This window comes from Mycobacterium sp. pV006 (assembly GCF_041287115.1).
Lineage (GTDB): Bacteria > Actinomycetota > Actinomycetes > Mycobacteriales > Mycobacteriaceae > Mycobacterium.
This window is the reverse complement of sequence record NZ_JBGGKT010000002.1, coordinates 1-18091: the sequence shown is the minus strand read 5'-3', so window position 1 is coordinate 18091 and position 18091 is coordinate 1. Positions and strand designations below refer to the sequence as shown.

The following is an 18091-nucleotide window of genomic DNA, read 5'->3' as shown; positions in this document are numbered from 1 at the left end:
ACGAAGTATTGCGCATCGGAAAGATCACCATTGGCGCGCTTGAGGAATGGACTCTGGAATCCGGGGAGGTGACGTCCTGGCATCCGACCCCCGCATCGGCCGAGCGGGCGCGCCGCGCCCCGGTCAGTCCGGTGCCCGTCAGCTACATGCAGGGCCAGCACCTGCGCAACTACTGCGAGCGCACCGATGCCGGCCTGAACTTCTCGCGCCAGATCATCGCCAGCTGCGAGGTCGCCGGACACTGCGACATCACCGCGATGGACCATGCCGTGAACACCTACCTGCGTCGTCACGATACGTTTCGCAGCTGGTTCGAGCGGGGTGCGGAAGGGGACTTCGTCCGCCGGTCCCTGCAGGACCCCGCCGACATCGAGTTCGTGCCGGTGAACCACGGGACGCTGAGCGCCGACGAGATCCGGGCGCACGTGGTCGGGATCCCCAGCCCGCTGGAATGGGGGTGTTTCACCTTCGGGATCATTCAGAACGACGGCCGTTTCACGTTCTTCGCCGCGATGGATCACGTGCACGGTGACGCGACGTTGATCGGCACGACGATGCTGGAGGCCAATGGCATGTATTCGGCCTACAGCGGTGGCGGTGAGGCATTCACGCTGCCCGACGCCGGCAGCTTCGACGATTTCTGCATCCGCGAACGCGCGCACACCGCCGAATTGACGGAGAATTCGCCCGAGGTACAGGCGTGGATCGATTTCGCCGACAACAACAATGGCGGTTTCCCCGAATTCCCGCTGCCGCTGGGCAATTCCCGCGAGGCCACCCGCAGCACCATGTCCTCGGCGGTGCTGCTCGACCCGGCGCAGACCGAGCGCTTCGAGGCCGCGTGCGCGGCGGCGGGCGCGCGGTTCGTCGGCGGGTTGTTCGCCTGTTTGGCGCAGCTGGAGCACGAACTGACCGGCGCCCTGACGTATTACGGCCTGACACCGCGGGATTCGCGCAGCGCATCGGACAACTTCATGACGCAGGGATGGTTCACCGGGCTGGTCCCGATCACGGTGCCGATCGGTGCGGTGTCGTTCGCTGAAGCCGCAGGCGCCGCGCAAGCGTCGTTCGATTCGAACCTGTCGATGGCGAAGGTGCCGTACTACCGGGTGCTGGAGCTGGCGCCGACGTTGAAGTGGCCGCAACCGAATTTCCCGGTGTCGAATTTCTTCCACGGCGGCGCGGCTCCGCTCAACGCCATTCTGGCTGCCGCGGACATGGGCCTGGCCGACAACATCGGGATCTTCCCCGACGGCCGCTACTCGTATCAATTGACCATCTACATCTTCCGGTACGGCGAAGGCACGGTCATGGCGATCATGCATCCCGACAATCCGGTCGCCGAGAAGTCGGTGGCGCGGTACATGGCGGCGATGGGAGACGTGTGCTCGCGGGTCGCCGACAGCGGGCACTGGGGACGCGTCGCCTAGCGTGAAGCAGTTCGCAGGTTCCGGCTCCATTCCGAAGCACGAGGTCAGGCCCCCGTGCGCCGGCTAGCCGATGTCGTGGTGCGGTGGCCGTGGGCGGTGATCGGCGTGTGGATCACCCTGGCCGTGGCGCTGCCGCTGTCGTTCCCGTCGCTGGGCCAGCTCGCCGAGAAGAACCCGTTGGTGATCCTGCCCGCCGACGCCCCGTCGAGCGTGACCGCCCGCGACATGGCCGAGGCGTTCGACGAATCCGGGTCCGACAATCTGCTGGTCGTCGCGTTCATCAACGAAGGCGGGCTACGGCCCGACGACGAGCGGGTCTACCGCCGGGTGGTCGACGCGCTGCACGACCACGTCACCGACGTGGTGTCGGTGCAGGACTTCGTGGCCACCCCGCAGCTACGGCAGTTCCTCACCAGCGAGGACAAGACGACCTGGGTGCTGCCCGTCAGCCTCGAAGGGGAGCTGGGGACACCGCGGGCCTTCGAATCGTTCAACCGCACCTCCGAGGTCATCAACCATCACGTGCCCCGGGACGGGCCGCTGGAGGTCTACGTCACCGGCCCGGCCGCCACCGTCGCGGACCTCACGGTCGCCGGTGAACGCGACCGGCTGCCCATCGAGATCGCGATCGCGGTGCTGGTGCTCGGGGTGCTGCTGCTGGTGTACCGCAACCTGGTGACGATGCTGTTGCCGTTGGTGACCATCGGTTCGTCGCTGATGATCGCCCAGGGGGTGGTGGCCGCGTACTCACACCTGACCGGTGCGGGGGTGTCCAACCAGTCCATCGTGTTCCTGAGCGCGATCATGGCCGGCGCCGGCACCGACTACGCGGTGTTCATGATCAGCCGTTATCACGACTACCTGCGGTCGGGTGCGGAGTTCGACCAGGCGGTCCGCTCGGCGATGATGTCGATCGGCAAGGTCATCACCGCGTCGGCCGCCACCGTCGGCATCACGTTCCTGGTGATGAACTTCGCCGAGATGGGCGTGTTCCGGACCATCGGCGTCTCAGCCGCGATCGGCATCGGGGTGGCGTACCTGGCGGGCATGACGCTGTTGCCCGCGATCCTGGTCCTGGCCGGGCCGCGCGGATGGATCCAGCCGCGTCGCGAACTGACCGCCACGTTCTGGCGGCGGTCGGGCATCCGGATCGTGCGCCGGCCGGTGCCCCACCTGGTGGCCAGCGTGCTGGTGCTGGTCCTGCTGGCCGGGTTCGCCGTCGTCGCCGAATTCAACTACGACGACCGCAAGGCCGTCTCGGCGTCGGCCCCCAGCTCGGTGGGCTACGCGGCGCTGGAACGGCACTTCCCGATCAGCCAGTCGATTCCGCAGTACATCCTCGTGCAGTCCGAACGCGATCTCCGTAGCCCGCAGGCGCTCGCGGACCTGGAACAGATGGCGTCGCGCGTCGCGCAGCTGCCGGACGTCTCCCTGGTCAGCGGCGTCACCCGACCGCTCGGGGAGGTGCCGGCGGAATTCCGGGCGACGTTCCAGGCCGGCATCGTCGGGGACCGGCTGGCGGACGGGTCCGCTCAGATCGGCGCGCGCAGCGAGGATCTGAACACCCTCGCCGACGGCGCCGGCACCCTGGCCGACGCGCTCGCCCGGGTCCGCGCGCAGGTCGAGGAGGTCGCTCCGAACCTGCAGACGCTGCTGACCGCGGTGACCTCGGTGCGCACCGAATACGGCGGCGACCGGCTGGTGCGCGATGTGGAGACCGCCGCGCAGCTGGTGCAGAGCGTCAACGAACTCGGCCTGTCGATGGGCATCAACTTCGCCGCCGTGCGCGACATGTTCGGCTGGATCGGGCCGGTGCTGCTGGCGCTCAACGGCAACGCCGTCTGCGACGCGAACCCGTCGTGCGTGAACACCCGCATGCAGTTCCAGAAGGTGATGCAAGCCCGTGACGACGGCCGGCTGGAGCGCATCAACACCCTGGCCGGCGACCTCGAGGGCCTCGACGATCGACAGTCGCTGAACCAGACCGTCAAGACGCTCAACGCGGCGCTGACCGACATCGTCAAGGCCGTCGACGACCTGGGTCTGGACTCTCCGGCCGGGGCGCAGGCCGGTCTGCGCGACATCCGCCAGAACGCCGACCGGCTGGCCACCGGCAGCCGGCAGGTGGCCGGTGGCGTCGACGAGTTGGTCGAGCAGATCAAGGTGATGGCCGACGGGCTCAACCAGGCCTCCGCGTTCCTGCTGACGATGCGCAAGGACGCGGCCGGATCGACGATGGCGGGGTTCAACATCCCGGCCGAGGTGCTCAATGCGGTGGAGTTCCAGAAGGCCGCCGAGGCGTTCATCTCCCCGGACGGTCACTCCGTGCGCTACCTGGTGCAGACGAAGCTCAACCCGTTCAGCCCCGAGGCCATGGACCAGGTCAACGAGATCAGCGACATCGCGCGCGGCGCCCAGCCCAACACCACCCTGGCCGACGCCGAGATCTCGATGGGCGGTTTCCCGGCGGCCCTGCGCGACACCCGTGACTACTACGAGCGCGACATCCGGTTCATCATCATCGTCACCTTGATCGTCGTGCTGCTGACGCTGATGGTGCTGCTGCGCTCGATCATCGCGCCGTTCTACCTGGTGGGCACAGTGGTGCTGTCGTACTTCGCGGCGATCGGCATCGGTGTGGCGGTGTTCCAACTGCTGCTCGATCAGCAATTGCACTGGAGTGTGCCGCCGTTGGCGTTCGTCGTGCTGGTCGCCGTCGGAGCGGACTACAACATGCTGTTCGTCTCCCGGATGCGCGACGAGTCGCCGCACAGCGTGCGTTTCGGCGTGATCCGCACCCTCGGTTCGACCGGCGGTGTGATCACCGCGGCGGGGTTGATCTTCGCGGCGTCGATGGCGGGGTTGATGTTCGCCAGTATCGGCATCGTGGTGCAGGGCGGATTCGTCATCGGCGTCGGAATCCTGTTGGACACCTTCGTCGTTCGCACCATCACCGTGCCGGCCATCGCGACGCTGGTCGGCAAGGCCAACTGGTGGCCGTCGAAACCCCCGGCGCCTCGTCAACCGGTGCGGGCGCCGGTGGAAGCGGCCCGGTGACATGACGGGAGCAGGAACAGAGATGGGGCAGTCGTCGGTCCTGTCGATGCTGCATGGCCGCGCCAGTCTGCGGCCCGACGACGTCGCCTTCACGTTCACCCACTACGACCGTGACCCCGACGGCGTCCGGGAGACCCTGACCTGGTCGCAGCTGGCGCGCCGGACCCTGAACCTGGCCGGCGAGATCAGCCGCCACGGCGCGGTGGGCGACCGCGCGGTGATCCTGGCTCCGCAGGGGCTGGAATACGTCGTGGCGTTCTTGGCCGCCATGCAGGCGGGGCTGGTCGCGGTGCCGTTGCCGCTGCCGCACCGCGGTTCCAGCCACGACCGGGTCAGCGCGGTGCTCGTCGACACCTCGCCCACGGTGGTGCTCACGACGTCGGCGGTGGCCGGCGACGTCGGTGACTACGTCGGGCAGGCCCCGCTGCCGGAGGCGCCGACGATCGTCGAGGTCGACGCGCTCGACCTCGACGCCGAGCAGCCGGCGACGTCGCTGCCATCCGAGCTGCCGAAAGTGGCCTATCTGCAGTACAGTTCGGGTTCCACGCGCACCCCGACGGGGGTGATGCTCTCGCACCGCAACCTGACGGTGAACTTCGACCAGCTGATGACCAGCTTCTTCACCGACGCGCCGCTGCCCCCCGACGCCACGCTGGTGTCGTGGCTGCCGTTCTACCACGACATGGGGCTTGTGCTGGGTGTGTGCGCGCCGATCCTGTGCGGCCGCCGCGCCGAGCTGATGAGCCCGATCGCGTTCCTGGAGAAGCCATCCCGGTGGGTGCGGGCACTGGCCGAGCATCCGCACGCGTGGTCGTCGGCGCCGAACTTCGCGTTCGACCTGGCGGCCCGCAAGACCCGCGACGCGGACCTGGCCGGGTTGGACCTCGGCGGGGTGGTCGGCATCATCAGCGGCGCCGAACGAGTCGAGCCGACCACGCTGCACCGGTTCGTGGACCGCTTCGCGCACTTCAACTTTCGCGACCACATGATGCGTCCGGCGTATGGTCTGGCCGAGGCCACCGTCTTCGTGGCGACCGGAACCTGGGACGAGGCGGCGCCGGCGGCGTTCTTCGACACCGCCGAACTCGGTGCGGGCAGGGTCCGGCCCTGCGCCGAGGACACCGGCACCGGTCTGGTCAGATACCGGATCCCGCAGTCCCCGGCGGTGCGGATCGTCGACTCCGAGACCCACCGGGAGTGCGCTCCGGACGTCATCGGTGAGATCTGGGTGCACGGCGACAACGTCGCCGACGGATACTGGGGAAAGCCCGCCACCGAGCAAAGTTGTTTCGGCGCAACGATTCTCGACCCGTCGCCGGGAACTCCGCCCGGGCCGTGGCTGCGCACCGGCGACCTGGGCTTCGTGTCCGGCCGCGAGTTGTTCATCGTCGGCCGCATCAAGGACCTGCTGATCATCCGCGGCCGCAACTACTATCCCGACGACATCGAGACCACGGTCGGTGCGATCACGCGCGGTCGCGTCGCCGCGATCTCCGTGCCGGTGCGCGGCACCGAGACCCTGGTCGTCGTCGCGGAGACGAAGAATCCGTCGGACACCGATGTCGCGGCGCGGCTGGTGGGCGACGTGACCGCCGCGGTCGCCACCGAGCACGGCCTCGGCGTCGAAGAGGTGGTGCTGGTCGAGGCCGGCTCGCTGCCGACCACCACGAGCGGGAAGATCCGTCGCGTGGCGTGCGTGGAGCAGTACCGCAACGGAGAGTTCGCACGCGTGGGCGTCTGACGGTCGCCGGGGTGGCGGCGAGTGTTCGGTTGTTGACGGATCTTCGCGGCTTTTCGGTCAACTTCTGTGCACTCGGCGCTTGTCGGGGGGCGCGCTGCCCGGCCGGGGTAGAGTCCGAAAGTGGTGCAACCGAGCGGGTGGGGGAGTCGGAAAGAAACATGAGACGACTACTGGCCTTCGGCGCCGCCCTGTCGACCATCAGCGCCGCCGGTTTCCTCGGTTTCGGTTCCGCCGCCGCGCAGGACCCGCCGCCGGCGCCACCGCCCGCGGACTCCGACGGTCCACCGATCGGCACCCCGGGCCGCGGCTACGCCCTCGGCGGGGCGCACGTGCTCGGCATCCCGTACGACGAATACATCATGCGCACCGGCGCGGACTGGTTCCCCGGCCTGGACCGCCAGATCGTCGACTACCCCGCGGGCCAGGTCCAGGGCCACACCCTGGAGCGGTTGTTCCCCGGCATCGGCGCGTTCGGCGACCGGATCATGCCGGGCCTGGGTCTCGACGGACCCAGCGTCGGCGAATCGGTCGACGTCGGCGCCCCCGACACCATCAAGGCCATCCGCGAGGGCGGACGCGGCACCGCCATCGGTCTGTCCGAGGGCGCGATGGTGCTCAACGACGTGCAGGCCCGGCTGGCCTACGACCCCGCCGCCCCACCGCCGAGCGAGCTGAGCTTCGCGATGTACGGCGACCCGGTCGCACGCCACGCGTTCGGTGAGAGCTTCCTGACGCAGAACTTCCCGGTCGGCAGCGTCGTGCCGTCGCTGGACTACCGGATCCCGCCGCCGGTGGAAAGCCAGTACGACACCCACCAATTCGTCTCGGCCTACGACAGCATCGCCGACTGGCCGGACCGGCCGGACAACTGGATCTCGGTCGCCAACGCGATCGTCGGCCTGGCCACCGGGCACACCGCGGTCGCCTTCACCAAGCCGGAGAACGTGCCGCCGCAGAACATCCGCACCACCGTCAACTCGCGCGGCGCGAAGACGACGACCTACATGATCCCCGAGGAACACCTCCCGCTGGTGCTGCCGTTCAAGTATCTCGGCGTGCCCAAGGAGACGCTGATCGAGCTCGACCGGGTGCTCAAGCCCTACGTCGACGCCGGCTACTCGCGCAACGACAATCCGCTGACCGCGCCGATCACCGTCGACCCGGTCAACGGCTACGACCCCGCCGAGGTCACCGCGCCGGCCACCCAGGCCGCATTCGGCGGCGACGCGGACCCGTTGTCGCAGTTGCTGTCCGGTCTGCAGTACGTGCTCAACAACCCGCCCGCGTAGGCGTCACAGACCGGCGACGCCGACGCCGACCAGCATCGCTCCCACGGCGGCCAACAGCACCGCCACCCCGCGGCGTCCCTGCGCCCGCAACCACGCGTACAGCGCGACCAGCGCGGCGCGGGTGCGCTCCGGCGCCACCAGATAGCACAGCAGCGGTATCTCGATGAGCGCGAACGCCACGAGGTTGAAGGCCACCAGCGCCCCGAGCTGCACGGCGGGCGCGGCGCCGGACGCCGCGATCAGCGCCAACGCGGCCAGGTAGTCCACACTCGGCAGCGCGATGCCCAGGCCGACGAGTCCCGCCGTCCACAGCGAGCGGCCCTCGAGCAACCGGCGACCGCGCGTCAGCAACCGTCCCGGCGGTCCGTCGCCGCCGCCCAGAACACCGAGGGCCACCAGCGCCGCGTTGGCCAAAATGATCAGCCCCACCACCACCTGCACCCGGGGCAGGGTGAAGTGCGAAGAGGTCAACGCCGGCCGCAGCACGAACAGCACGACGATGCCCACGGCGGTGCCCATCAGAAATCCGCCGGCCAGGAAAGCCAGCAGCTGCAACACGGGTCGGGGACGGTTGACCATCACCACGGTCATGCCGATGCGGAACGGTTCCAGGCTGACGGCCACGGCCATCGCCAGGAGCGGAATCCACACGATGGGCGACGTTACCGCGCCCGTGGGTGCATGCGATGATGCGACGATGAGTGGCGCACAGAACCCCTCACCGTCCCACCTGGATCCGACGTCACTGCGCGAGGCGTTCGGGCACTTCCCGTCCGGCGTGATCGCCGTCGCCGCCGAGGTGGACGGCGCGCGCGTCGGCCTGGCGGCCAGCACCTTCGTGCCGGTGTCCCTGGACCCGCCGCTGGTCGCGTTCTGCGTGCAGAACACGTCGACCACGTGGCCCAAGCTCAAAGACCTGCCCTATCTGGGCATCAGCGTGCTCGGTGAGGCCCACGACGCGGCGGCACGCACGCTGGCCGCCAAGACCGGCGACCGCTTCGCCGGCCTGGAGACCGCGTCGAGCGAACGCGGTGCGGTGTTCATCCACGGCACCAGCGTCTGGCTGGAGAGCAGCATCGACCAGCAGGTGCCGGCCGGGGATCACACCATCGTGGTCCTGCGGGTCAACGAACTCACCGTCCATCCGGACGTGTCACCGATCGTCTTTCACCGCAGCACATTTCGTCGACTCGGCGCCTGAGCGCCGGTCAGGGCCGCGCGGCGAGCTCCTCGCGGTAATCCATCACCCGACGGTCCAGCTCGGTGGCGTCGGCGAGGCGGCCCTGTTTGCGGGCGAGCTCGGCACGGATGCTCAGTTCGCGGATCGCGGTGCGAATATCGTTGATGCTCTTAACCGCACGAACAGACATAGCGCAAGACTTTCTTCAAAAGGGTGGCTGCGGGGCGTGTGCACCCGCGGGATTTCCAGCTGTCCCAGCAGCCTACCCCCGATGGCAAGCCCTGACCTGAGTATCTGCTGACGGTTCGCGTGACGGTCACCAGATGGTGACCGTCACGCGACGCCGGTCGGTCTACCGCCTGCGAAACAGCTTGTTGCCCAACCACACGACCGGGTCGTACTTGCGGTCGGCGACGCGCTCCTTCATCGGGATCAACGCGTTGTCGGTGATCTTGATGTGCTCGGGGCAGACCTCGGTGCAGCACTTGGTGATGTTGCAGTAGCCCAGGCCGTGGACCTCCTGCGCGTCATCGGCGCGACGCGAATGCACGTCGAGCGGATGCATGTCCAGTTCGGCCTGTCGCATCAGGTACCGCGGGCCGGCGAAAGCCTTCTTGTTCTCCTCGTGGTCGCGGACGACGTGGCAGACGTTCTGGCACAGGAAGCACTCGATGCACTTGCGGAACTCCTGTGACCGGTTGACGTCCTCCTGCGCCATTCGGTACTCGCCGGGCTGCAGATCCTTCGGCGGCGTGAACGACGGGATCTCGCGGGCCTTTTCGTAGTTGAAGCTGACGTCGCAGACCAGGTCCCGCATCACCGGGAACGTCCGCAGCGGTGTCACCGTGACGACCTCGTCCTCGCCGAAGGTCGACATCCGCGTCATGCACGCCAGCCGCGGCCGGCCGTTGATCTCCACCGAACACGACCCGCACTTGCCGGCCTTACAGTTCCAGCGCACGGCGAGATCGCCGGTCTGGGTCTGCTGCAACCGGTGGATGATGTCGAGCACGACCTCACCCTCGTTGACCTCGACCGAGTAGTCCTTCAGTTCGCCGCCGTCGGCGTTGCCCCGCCACACCCGCAGCTTCGCTTCATAGGCACCCATGGTTCAGCCCTTCCGTTGCGGGTGTTCGAGGAGTTCCTCGTCGGTGTAGTACTTCTCCAGTTCGGACAGCTCGAAACAGCCCAGCAGGTCCGGTCGCATCGGCGGCTGCGGCTGCTTCTCGACGTTGACGTCGGGCACCACCGGGTCGTCGCCGGAGGTGCTGACCACCAGCAGCGTGTTGCGCCACTGCGCGTCCATGTTGGGGTAGTCGTCGCGGGTGTGTCCGCCGCGGCTCTCCGTGCGGGTGATCGCCGACTTGGCCACCGACTCACTGACCAGCAGCATGTTGCGCAGGTCCAACGCCAGGTGCCAACCGGGATTGAACTTGCGGTCCCCCTCGACCTTCACGCGCTTGTAGCGGTCCCGCAGTTCGTTGAGCTTGTCGAGCGCTTCCTGCATCTCGTCGGCCTTACGGATGATGCCCACCAGGTTGTTCATGGTGTCCTGCATGTCCAGCTGCAGGGTGTAGGGGTTCTCCGGTGCCGATCCGTCGCTGGGTCCGTCGAACACGGCCAGCGCCATGTCCGTCGCCGCGGTCACGGCGTCCTCGGTGACCTTCGGCCGATCCGCGAGCGCCCGCACGTAGTCCGCGGCGCCCAGGCCGGCGCGGCGGCCGAACACCAGCAGGTCGCTCAGCGAGTTGCCGCCGAGCCGGTTGCTGCCGTGCATGCCGCCCGCGCACTCGCCCGCGGCGAACAGTCCCGGCGTCCTCGCGGCCCCGGTGTCGGGCTCGACCTCGATCCCGCCCATCACGTAGTGGCAGGTCGGGCCGACCTCCATCTCGTCGGTGGTGATGTCGACCTCGGCCAGCTCGATGAACTGGTGGTACATCGACGGCAACCGGCGCTTGATCTCGTCGGGCGACATGCGTGAGGCGATATCGAGGTACACGCCGCCGTGCGGGGTGCCGCGGCCCTCTTTGACCTCGGTGTTGATCGCCCGGGCCACCTCGTCGCGGGGCAGCAGGTCAGGGGTGCGCCGGGCCGAGTCGTTGTCCTTGAGCCACTGGTCGGCTTCTTCCTCGGTCTCGGCGTACTGCCCCTTGAACACGTCGGGGATGTAGTCGAACATGAAGCGCTTGCCCTCGGAGTTCTTCAACACCCCGCCGTCGCCGCGCACGCCCTCGGTGACCAGGATCCCCTTCACCGACAGCGGCCACACCATGCCGGTCGGGTGGAACTGGATGAACTCCATGTTGATCAGCGTCGAGCCGGCGCGCAGCGCCAGCGCGTGCCCGTCGCCGGTGTACTCCCACGAGTTCGACGACACCTTGTAGGACTTGCCGATCCCGCCGGTGGCCAGCACCACCGCGGGCGCCTCGAACAACACGAAGTCGCCGGTTTCGCGGTAGTAGCCGAAAGCGCCGGCGACGCGGCCGTTGTCGAGGATCAGCTCGGTGATGGAGCATTCGTGGAAGACCTTGATCCGCGCTTCGTAGTCACCGAGCTCGGCTTTGTCCTCCTGCTGCAGGGAGACGATCTTCTGCTGCAGGGTGCGGATGATCTCCAGGCCGGTGCGGTCACCGACGTGGGCCAGGCGCGGGTAGGTGTGGCCGCCGAAGTTGCGCTGGCTGATGCGGCCGTCCTTGGTGCGGTCGAACAGCGCTCCGTAGGTCTCCAGCTCCCAGACCCGGTCCGGGGCCTCCTGCGCGTGCAGTTCGGCCATGCGCCAGTTGTTCAGGAACTTGCCGCCGCGCATCGTGTCGCCGAAGTGCACCTGCCAGGAGTCCTTGGTGTTGACGTTGCGCATGGCGGCCGCGCAGCCGCCCTCGGCCATCACGGTGTGGGCCTTGCCGAACAGGGACTTGGTCACCACCGCGACTTTCAGGCCACGTTCGCGCGCCTCGATCACCGCCCGCAAGCCTGCGCCGCCGGCACCGATCACGACCACGTCGTAGTTGTGCCGTTCGACCTCGTCAGCCATATGTCCTCGCTTGTTCGTTCATCGCTCTTGAGTGAAAGGGGTTGTCGGAAAAGGCTGGATCAGCCGATGATCCGCAGGTCGGAGATGGTGCCGCTGGCGACCAACATGATGTAGAAGTCGGTCAGCATGAGCGTGCCCAGCGTGATCCACGCGAATTCCATGTGCCGGGTGTTGATCTTGGAGACCTGCGTCCAGATCCAGTACCGGATCGGGTGTTTCGAGAAGTGCTTGAGACGGCCGCCGGTGACGTGGCGGCACGAGTGGCACGACAGCGTGTAGGTCCACAGCAGCACGATGTTGACGGTCAGGATGATGTTGCCCAATCCGAGGCCGAAGCCGGTGGGCGACCGGAACGCCAGGATCGCGTCCCAGGTGTTGATGAGCGAGATGAGCACCGCGATGTAGAAGAAGTAGCGGTGGAAGTTCTGCATGATCAGCGGGAAACGGGTCTCGCCGGTGTATTTCGCGTGGGGTTCGGCGACCGCGCACGCCGGGGGCGACTGCCACACCGACCGGTAGTAGGCCTTGCGGTAGTAGTAGCAGGTCAGCCGGAACAGCAGGAGGAACGGCAGCGAGAACGCCGCGTAGGGCAGCCACCACACGTCGGGCAGGTACTGGCCGAAGTGGCTGGCTTCCGGGATGCAGCCGACGCTGACGCACGGCGAGTAGAACGGTGTCAGATAGTGATAGTCGGCCACCCAGTACGCGTCCTGCCAGAACGCCCGCACCGTGGCGTAGATGACGAACGCCGCGAGTCCGAGGTTGGTCAGTAAGGGTGCCTGCCACCAGCGATCGGTGCGCAGGGTGCGCTGCGAAATCTGGGCACGGCCAGGGGAGAATACGCCGGTCGCGTTGCGGTCGGCGGCGGGTGCGCTCACATTTCCCTCTCGATGAACTTGTAACCACGAACTCGTAGTGCCCGCTGACGCGGGCACCACCGGCTCAGCGTGTCCCGCCGAGACCTTCGTCGTCGACACCGCGCCAGAACTCGGTGTCGTACTGCGTATCCGGAATCGGGATGCGCTCGCCGACATGCTGGTGCCGGCTGACGCCGCGCGTCAGCTCGAGCTCCTCGGCGTCGATGTCGAGCCGATCGATGTCGTTGAGAATCCGCTCGGCGTCGTTGACGATGCGACGGGTGGCTGGACTGTTCCCGTATCGCGAGGCAAGCGACGTCACGCATCGCCGAAGGCTTCCGATGAGATCGTGAAGCTCGGCGAGTTCGGTGGTGCTGGACAAGTGACCTCCTTGGGCTGAAGGGTGTCGGGAATCACACTACGCAACCGATGCTATCCACATCACTGGAGCTGTGGGTGAGACAAATCACTTTGACGAGTGGAGGACAAATGGCCGACGACGTGCTCAAGGGCCGCGCCGAGGAATTGCTGAGACTGCACCAGCCCGGAAAGCCGGTGATTCTGCCGACCGTCTGGGACGCCTGGTCGGCGACGTTGGCCGTGGGTGCGGGCTTTTCCGCGCTGACGGTGGGCAGTCACCCGGTGGCCGACTCGATCGGGCGGGCGGACAACGAGGGCATGACGTTCGACGAACTCACCACGCGCGTCGCGCAGATCACCGCCGCGGTCGACGTGCCGGTCTCGGTCGACATCGAGTCCGGGTACGGCGAGTCGCCCACCCGCCTGATCGACGGTCTGCTGGAGGTCGGGGCCGTCGGCCTCAACATCGAGGACACCGTGCACAGCGAGGGCGGGCGGCTGCGATCGGTCGGCGAGCACGCCGACCTCGTGGGTGCGCTGCGCGCCGCCGCCGACGCCGCGGGTGTGCATGTCGTGGTCAACGCGCGTACCGACCTGTTCCTGCGCAAGGACGGCGACGACAGCGACCGGGTCGAGCGTGCGATCGCGCGGCTACGGCAGGCCGCGGAGGCCGGCGCCGACGTGCTCTATCCGGTGGGGCGCCATGATCCCGACACGATGCGTCGGTTGACGTCCGAGCTGCCGCTGCCGGTCAACGCGATCGGGGTGCCGGACTCCGACGACCCGGCGTCGTTCGGCCCGCTGGGGGTGGCGCGGGTCAGCTTCGGGCCGTTCTGGCAAGCCGCGCTGGCCGAGCGCGCGAAGGAGATCCTGGCGCGCTGGCGCTAGGGATCAGAAGAACTGGCCGGCCAGGAAGCCGCTGAACAACACTGCGAAGCCGCCGATCTCACCGATGATCAGCGCGGCCATGGCGACCCGCAGCGTGGTGTCGACGTGCTCGAACTGGTTGGTGGTGTCGCGGCGCGCGCCGTGGAGCACGTAGGCCGCGATCGCCATCACGAAGAACGCCACCACGACCCCGGCGGCGGCCAGATTCACCCAGGTGGGCCACACGCTCAGCTCGACGAACACCGCGAGCAGCAGCGTCGCGAACGAGTACAGCAGCGCCGCGCGGTGGGCGATGTCGACGTACGGGTGGGCGAGGTGGGTGGGGCTGGTGGCCATCTGCTGGTACTTCCAGATGCCCAGGATCAGCGCCCACAGGAAGATCGCACCCGCCGCGACGAGGGTCAGGGCGGTGTCGATCGGCAGTGGTACGGCCATGTTCCAGACAGTAACCGACCGGCGGGAACCACCGTTCCCGCCGGTCGGCTCGTAGTCGGGTTACTCGGCTTCTTACTTGGCCTCGATGGCGATCCGCTGCGTCTGCGCGTTGCGGTGGGCTCCGGCCACTCGGACGGTGAGGACCCCGGCGTCGTAGGACGCCGAGACCGCGTCGCCGGTGACATGGGACGGCAGGGCGAAGGAGCGTCGGAACGAGCCGTACCGGACCTCGCTGACGCGCCGGCCGTCCTTCTCCTCGGACCGTTCGTCGCGCCGTTCGCCGCGGATCACCAGGCGGCCGTTGTCCACCTCGACGGTGACGTCCTTCTCGACGTCGACGCCGGGTAGGTCGGCCCGGATCACCGCGTCGTCACCGTCGGCGGTGACCTCCACCGCGGGGGTTACCGCGGTGTTCCAGTCCTGCGCGGTGGCGGGTCCGAAGAAGTCGCGGACCCAGCGGTCGGCCGGCCACGCCGGCCGGTTCCACAAAGCGATGGTGCTCATGTTCTCTCCTCGACAGATCGGGACCGGTGTTCGGCTACCGGTGCATTCAGTCCATAAAACTTGAGTCGACCACGCTCATGTTCCCGCGGTGTGTTCGCCGTGGGCGAACGCCGCAGGAGGTGGCGCCGGGTCGCGCCGACTGTGCGGTGGTGGCGGTGATCGGGCAGATTCGCCGCCCTGCGCGCACGTTCGGCGGGCGAACGCTCACAGGTGCGTGCCCGAAGCCGTGAGCAGACCGTGATGGGCGCTTCACATGAGGCGACACGACGGCAATATCGGTTTCCTACCGTGACCGCCATGGCAACAGCACACGTGGTGGTCGTCGGCCACGGCATGGTCGGCCACCGATTCGTCGAAGCTCTGCGCTCCCGCGACACCGACGGCCGGTGGCGGGTCACCGTGCTGGGCGAGGAGTCCGACGCCGCCTACGACCGCGTCGGGCTGACCGGCTACACCGAACACTGGGAACGCTCCCGACTCGCCCTGCCGGGCAACGATTTCGGCGACGACGACCGGGTCGAGGTCCGGCTCGGCAGCCGGGTCGTCGCCGTGGACCGTGCCGCCAAGACCGTCGCCACCGCCGACGGAACCCGCCTGGGATACGACGCGCTCGTGCTGGCCACCGGGTCCTACGCGTTCGTCCCGCCGGTGCCGGGACGCGACCTGCCCTCGTGTCACGTCTACCGCACCCTCGACGACCTCGACGCCATCCACGCCGACGCGCAGCGCGCCCTGCGGGGCAAGCGCGCACCCGTCGGGGTGGTGATCGGCGGCGGACTGCTGGGTCTGGAGGCCGCGAACGCGCTGCGCGGCTTCGGGTTACAGGCGCACGTGGTGGAGCGGTCGCCGCGGCTGATGTCCCAGCAGCTCGACGAGGCCGGCGGCGCGCTGCTGTGCCGGATGATCAGCGATCTGGGCATCACCGTGCACACCGAGGTGGGCACCGAGTCGATCGCCCCGGCGCAGCGCAACCGGCCGCTGCGACGCTCGGCCGACGACGACTCGGTACGCGTGGCGCTCAGCGACGGCACGTTCATCGACGCCGGTGTGGTGGTGTTCGCCGCGGGTGTGCGCCCGCGCGACGAGCTGGCGCGCGACGCCGGCCTGGCCATCGCCGAACGCGGCGGGGTGCTGACCGATCTGTCCTGTGTCACCAGCGATCCCGCCGTCTACGCGATCGGCGAGGTGGCCGCGATCGAGGGCCGCTGCTACGGGCTGGTGGGGCCGGGATACACCAGCGCCGAGGTGGTCGCCGACCGTCTCCTCGGCGGGTCCGCCGAGTTCCCCGAGGCCGATCTGTCGACCAAACTCAAACTGCTCGGCGTCGACGTCGCGAGCTTCGGCGACGCGATGGGCACCACCCCGGATTGCCTGTCGGTGGTGATCAACGACGCGGTCAAGCAGACCTACGCCAAACTCGTGCTGTCCGACGACGCCAAGACCCTGCTCGGCGGCATCCTGGTAGGCGATGCGTCGGCCTACGGCATCCTGCGTCCGATGGTCGGGGAACCGCTGCCGGGTGACCCACTGGGGCTGATCTCCCCGAGCGGAACCGGCGACGGCACACCGGGACTCGGCGTCGGGGCTCTGCCGGCCGCCGCGCAGATCTGCTCCTGCAACAACGTCACCAAAGGTGATCTCACCGAGGCCATCGGTGCGGGCTGCTGCGACGTCGCCGACCTGAAGAAGTGCACGCTGGCCGGCACGTCGTGCGGATCGTGTGTCCCGCTGCTCAAGCAGATCCTCGAAGCCGAGGGCGTCGAGCAATCCAAGGCGCTGTGCGAGCACTTCAGTCAGTCCCGCGCCGAACTGTTCGAGATCGTCACCGCGACCGACATCCGCACCTTCTCGGGCCTGATCGAACGCTTCGGCACCGGAAAGGGTTGTGACATCTGCAAACCCGTCGTCGCGTCGATCCTGGCCTCGACCAGCTCGCAGCACATCCTCGACGGCGAACAGGCCTCGCTGCAGGACTCCAACGACCACTTCCTGGCCAACATCCAACGCAACGGCAGCTACTCGGTGGTGCCGCGGGTCCCCGGCGGGGACATCACACCCGAGCACCTGATCCTGATCGGCGAGATCGCCCGCGATTTCGGGCTGTACACCAAGATCACCGGCGGGCAGCGCATCGACATGTTCGGCGCCCGCGTCGAGCAGCTGCCCGAGATCTGGCGGCGCCTGGTCGAGGGCGGGATGGAATCCGGTCACGCCTACGGCAAGTCGCTGCGGACGGTGAAGAGCTGCGTGGGCAGCGACTGGTGCCGCTACGGACAACAGGATTCGGTGCAGATGGCGATCAACCTGGAACTGCGCTACCGGGGCCTGCGCGCACCGCACAAGATCAAGATGGGGGTGTCCGGCTGTGCGCGGGAATGCGCCGAGGCCCGCGGCAAGGACGTCGGTGTCATCGCCACCGAGACCGGCTGGAACCTGTATGTGGGCGGCAACGGCGGCATGACCCCGCGGCACGCCGAACTGCTGGCCGGCGACCTCGACGACGAGACGCTGATCCGGTACATCGACCGGTTCCTGATGTTCTACATCCGCACCGCGGATCGCTTGCAGCGCACCGCGCCGTGGGTGGAGGAGAAAGGTCTCGAGCACCTGCGCGAGGTGGTGTGCGAGGACTCGCTTGGGTTGGCCTCGGAGTTCGAGGCGGCAGTGGCGCGCCACGTCGAGGGGTACGCCTGCGAATGGAAGGGGGTGCTCGAGGACCCCGACAAGCTCGCCCGGTTCGTGTCCTTCGTCAATGCCCCCGACGTCGCCGACCCGACCATCGAGTTCGTCGAACAGCACGGGCGCAAGGTGCCCGCCCCCGTTTCCATCGGCATGCCCAAGGTGGTGCAGAGATGACCCTGCTCAACGACGTCACGGTGTGGACCACCGCGTGTCGCTACGACTTCCTGATCCCCAACCGCGGCGTCGCGGTGCTGTTGCCCGACGGTGCCCAGGCCGCGTTGTTCCGCCTCGACGACGGCAGTGTGCGCGCGGTCGGCAACATCGACCCGTTCTCGGGAGCGGCGGTGATGTCGCGCGGCATCGTCGGCGACCGCGGCGGACGCGTGACGGTGCAGTCGCCGATCAAGAAACAGGCGTTCGCGCTCGACGACGGCTGCTGCCTCGACGACACCGACCACTCGCTCCCCGTCTATGCGACCCGGATCACCGCCGACGGTGACGTCCAGATCGGCTCCTGACCCTCTCGCCGAAATTGCATTCCACGCGCGTCAAACCGCCGGCGGATTCATACGGTGAGTGCAACATCCATTGATCTGGGGAGTTGCTATGCCGTCAGGAGTGCCGGTGCCGCTGTCGG

General features: G+C 68.0%; 16 protein-coding genes. 8 read left to right on the top strand and 8 right to left on the bottom strand.

Annotation, left to right across the window (positions count from 1 at the left end; all coding sequences use genetic code 11):
- The first annotated feature begins 8 nt into the window (after window positions 1-8).
- From ACAG25_RS03370 to pe, 4 genes are all read left to right on the top strand, one after another.
- Entirely contained in the window at window positions 9-1430 is a 1422-nt protein-coding gene (locus tag ACAG25_RS03370; RefSeq protein WP_370486890.1) for a condensation domain-containing protein, read from the top strand.
- Window positions 1431-1484: 54 nt separating this feature from the next.
- Window positions 1485-4487 carry an RND family transporter gene (locus tag ACAG25_RS03365; RefSeq protein WP_370486889.1) on the top strand — a complete coding sequence of 1001 codons (3003 nt, stop codon included), beginning with the start codon at window positions 1485-1487 and terminating at the stop codon, window positions 4485-4487.
- Window positions 4488-4509: 22 nt separating this feature from the next.
- Window positions 4510-6228 carry an AMP-binding protein gene (locus ACAG25_RS03360; RefSeq protein WP_370486888.1) on the top strand — a complete coding sequence of 573 codons (1719 nt, stop codon included), beginning with the start codon at window positions 4510-4512 and terminating at the stop codon, window positions 6226-6228.
- A 158-nt stretch (window positions 6229-6386) separates the two neighbouring features.
- Window positions 6387-7517 carry an acyltransferase PE gene (gene pe / locus ACAG25_RS03355; RefSeq protein WP_370486887.1) on the top strand — a complete coding sequence of 377 codons (1131 nt, stop codon included), beginning with the start codon at window positions 6387-6389 and terminating at the stop codon, window positions 7515-7517.
- 3 nt (window positions 7518-7520) lie between these two features.
- Here pe and ACAG25_RS03350 read toward each other — a convergent pair whose 3' ends face one another.
- A complete protein-coding gene (locus ACAG25_RS03350; RefSeq protein WP_370486886.1) occupies window positions 7521-8168 on the bottom strand; it encodes a GAP family protein in 648 nt (215 codons plus the stop codon).
- 46 nt (window positions 8169-8214) lie between these two features.
- On the opposite strand from ACAG25_RS03350, the gene ACAG25_RS03345 reads away from it, so the two are divergent.
- Window positions 8215-8718 (top strand): flavin reductase family protein, encoded by a 504-nt coding sequence (locus tag ACAG25_RS03345; RefSeq protein ID WP_370486885.1) that lies wholly within the window; start codon window positions 8215-8217, stop codon window positions 8716-8718.
- 7 nt (window positions 8719-8725) lie between these two features.
- Here ACAG25_RS03345 and ACAG25_RS03340 read toward each other — a convergent pair whose 3' ends face one another.
- From ACAG25_RS03340 to ACAG25_RS03320, 5 genes are all read right to left on the bottom strand, one after another.
- Entirely contained in the window at window positions 8726-8887 is a 162-nt protein-coding gene (locus ACAG25_RS03340; protein WP_370486884.1) for a hypothetical protein, read from the bottom strand.
- Window positions 8888-9049: 162 nt separating this feature from the next.
- Window positions 9050-9805 (bottom strand): succinate dehydrogenase/fumarate reductase iron-sulfur subunit, encoded by a 756-nt coding sequence (locus ACAG25_RS03335; protein ID WP_370486883.1) that lies wholly within the window; start codon window positions 9803-9805, stop codon window positions 9050-9052.
- A 3-nt stretch (window positions 9806-9808) separates the two neighbouring features.
- Entirely contained in the window at window positions 9809-11728 is a 1920-nt protein-coding gene (locus ACAG25_RS03330; protein ID WP_370486882.1) for a fumarate reductase/succinate dehydrogenase flavoprotein subunit, read from the bottom strand.
- A gap of 59 nt (window positions 11729-11787) precedes the next feature.
- Window positions 11788-12606, bottom strand: a complete 819-nt coding sequence (locus ACAG25_RS03325) for a hypothetical protein (RefSeq protein ID WP_370486881.1) — start codon at window positions 12604-12606, stop codon at window positions 11788-11790.
- Between the two features lie 64 nt (window positions 12607-12670).
- A complete protein-coding gene (locus tag ACAG25_RS03320) occupies window positions 12671-12967 on the bottom strand; it encodes a hypothetical protein (RefSeq protein WP_370486880.1) in 297 nt (98 codons plus the stop codon).
- Between the two features lie 107 nt (window positions 12968-13074).
- Between ACAG25_RS03320 and ACAG25_RS03315 the strand changes: the two genes are divergently transcribed.
- Complete coding sequence (locus ACAG25_RS03315; RefSeq protein ID WP_370486879.1) at window positions 13075-13833, top strand: isocitrate lyase/phosphoenolpyruvate mutase family protein; 759 nt, start codon at window positions 13075-13077, stop codon at window positions 13831-13833.
- 3 nt (window positions 13834-13836) lie between these two features.
- On the opposite strand, the gene ACAG25_RS03310 is transcribed toward ACAG25_RS03315, so the two are convergent.
- The gene (locus ACAG25_RS03310; protein ID WP_370486878.1) at window positions 13837-14268 is read right to left on the bottom strand and encodes a hypothetical protein; all 432 of its coding nucleotides are present in this window, start codon (window positions 14266-14268) and stop codon (window positions 13837-13839) included.
- A gap of 72 nt (window positions 14269-14340) precedes the next feature.
- The gene (locus ACAG25_RS03305; protein WP_370486877.1) at window positions 14341-14772 is read right to left on the bottom strand and encodes an Hsp20/alpha crystallin family protein; all 432 of its coding nucleotides are present in this window, start codon (window positions 14770-14772) and stop codon (window positions 14341-14343) included.
- Window positions 14773-15069: 297 nt separating this feature from the next.
- Here ACAG25_RS03305 and nirB point away from each other — a divergent pair, with 297 nt between their 5' ends.
- Window positions 15070-17628 carry a nitrite reductase large subunit NirB gene (gene nirB, locus ACAG25_RS03300; RefSeq protein WP_370486876.1) on the top strand — a complete coding sequence of 853 codons (2559 nt, stop codon included), beginning with the start codon at window positions 15070-15072 and terminating at the stop codon, window positions 17626-17628.
- Window positions 17625-17972 carry a nitrite reductase small subunit NirD gene (gene nirD / locus ACAG25_RS03295; protein ID WP_370486875.1) on the top strand — a complete coding sequence of 116 codons (348 nt, stop codon included), beginning with the start codon at window positions 17625-17627 and terminating at the stop codon, window positions 17970-17972. Before nirB ends, nirD begins: the two co-directional genes overlap by 4 nt.
- The last annotated feature ends 119 nt before the right edge of the window (window positions 17973-18091 follow it).

Coding starts and splice junctions, on each gene's coding strand:
- ACAG25_RS03345 (WP_370486885.1), top strand. CDS start 8,215: ATGAGTGGCGCACAGAACCCCTCACCGTCCCACCTGGATCCGACGTCA.
- nirB (WP_370486876.1), top strand. CDS start 15,070: ATGGCAACAGCACACGTGGTGGTCGTCGGCCACGGCATGGTCGGCCAC.
- ACAG25_RS03330 (WP_370486882.1), bottom strand. CDS start 11,728: ATGGCTGACGAGGTCGAACGGCACAACTACGACGTGGTCGTGATCGGT.
- ACAG25_RS03335 (WP_370486883.1), bottom strand. CDS start 9,805: ATGGGTGCCTATGAAGCGAAGCTGCGGGTGTGGCGGGGCAACGCCGAC.
- ACAG25_RS03310 (WP_370486878.1), bottom strand. CDS start 14,268: ATGGCCGTACCACTGCCGATCGACACCGCCCTGACCCTCGTCGCGGCG.
- ACAG25_RS03305 (WP_370486877.1), bottom strand. CDS start 14,772: ATGAGCACCATCGCTTTGTGGAACCGGCCGGCGTGGCCGGCCGACCGC.
- nirD (WP_370486875.1), top strand. CDS start 17,625: ATGACCCTGCTCAACGACGTCACGGTGTGGACCACCGCGTGTCGCTAC.
- ACAG25_RS03315 (WP_370486879.1), top strand. CDS start 13,075: ATGGCCGACGACGTGCTCAAGGGCCGCGCCGAGGAATTGCTGAGACTG.
- pe (WP_370486887.1), top strand. CDS start 6,387: ATGAGACGACTACTGGCCTTCGGCGCCGCCCTGTCGACCATCAGCGCC.
- ACAG25_RS03360 (WP_370486888.1), top strand. CDS start 4,510: ATGGGGCAGTCGTCGGTCCTGTCGATGCTGCATGGCCGCGCCAGTCTG.
- ACAG25_RS03340 (WP_370486884.1), bottom strand. CDS start 8,887: ATGTCTGTTCGTGCGGTTAAGAGCATCAACGATATTCGCACCGCGATC.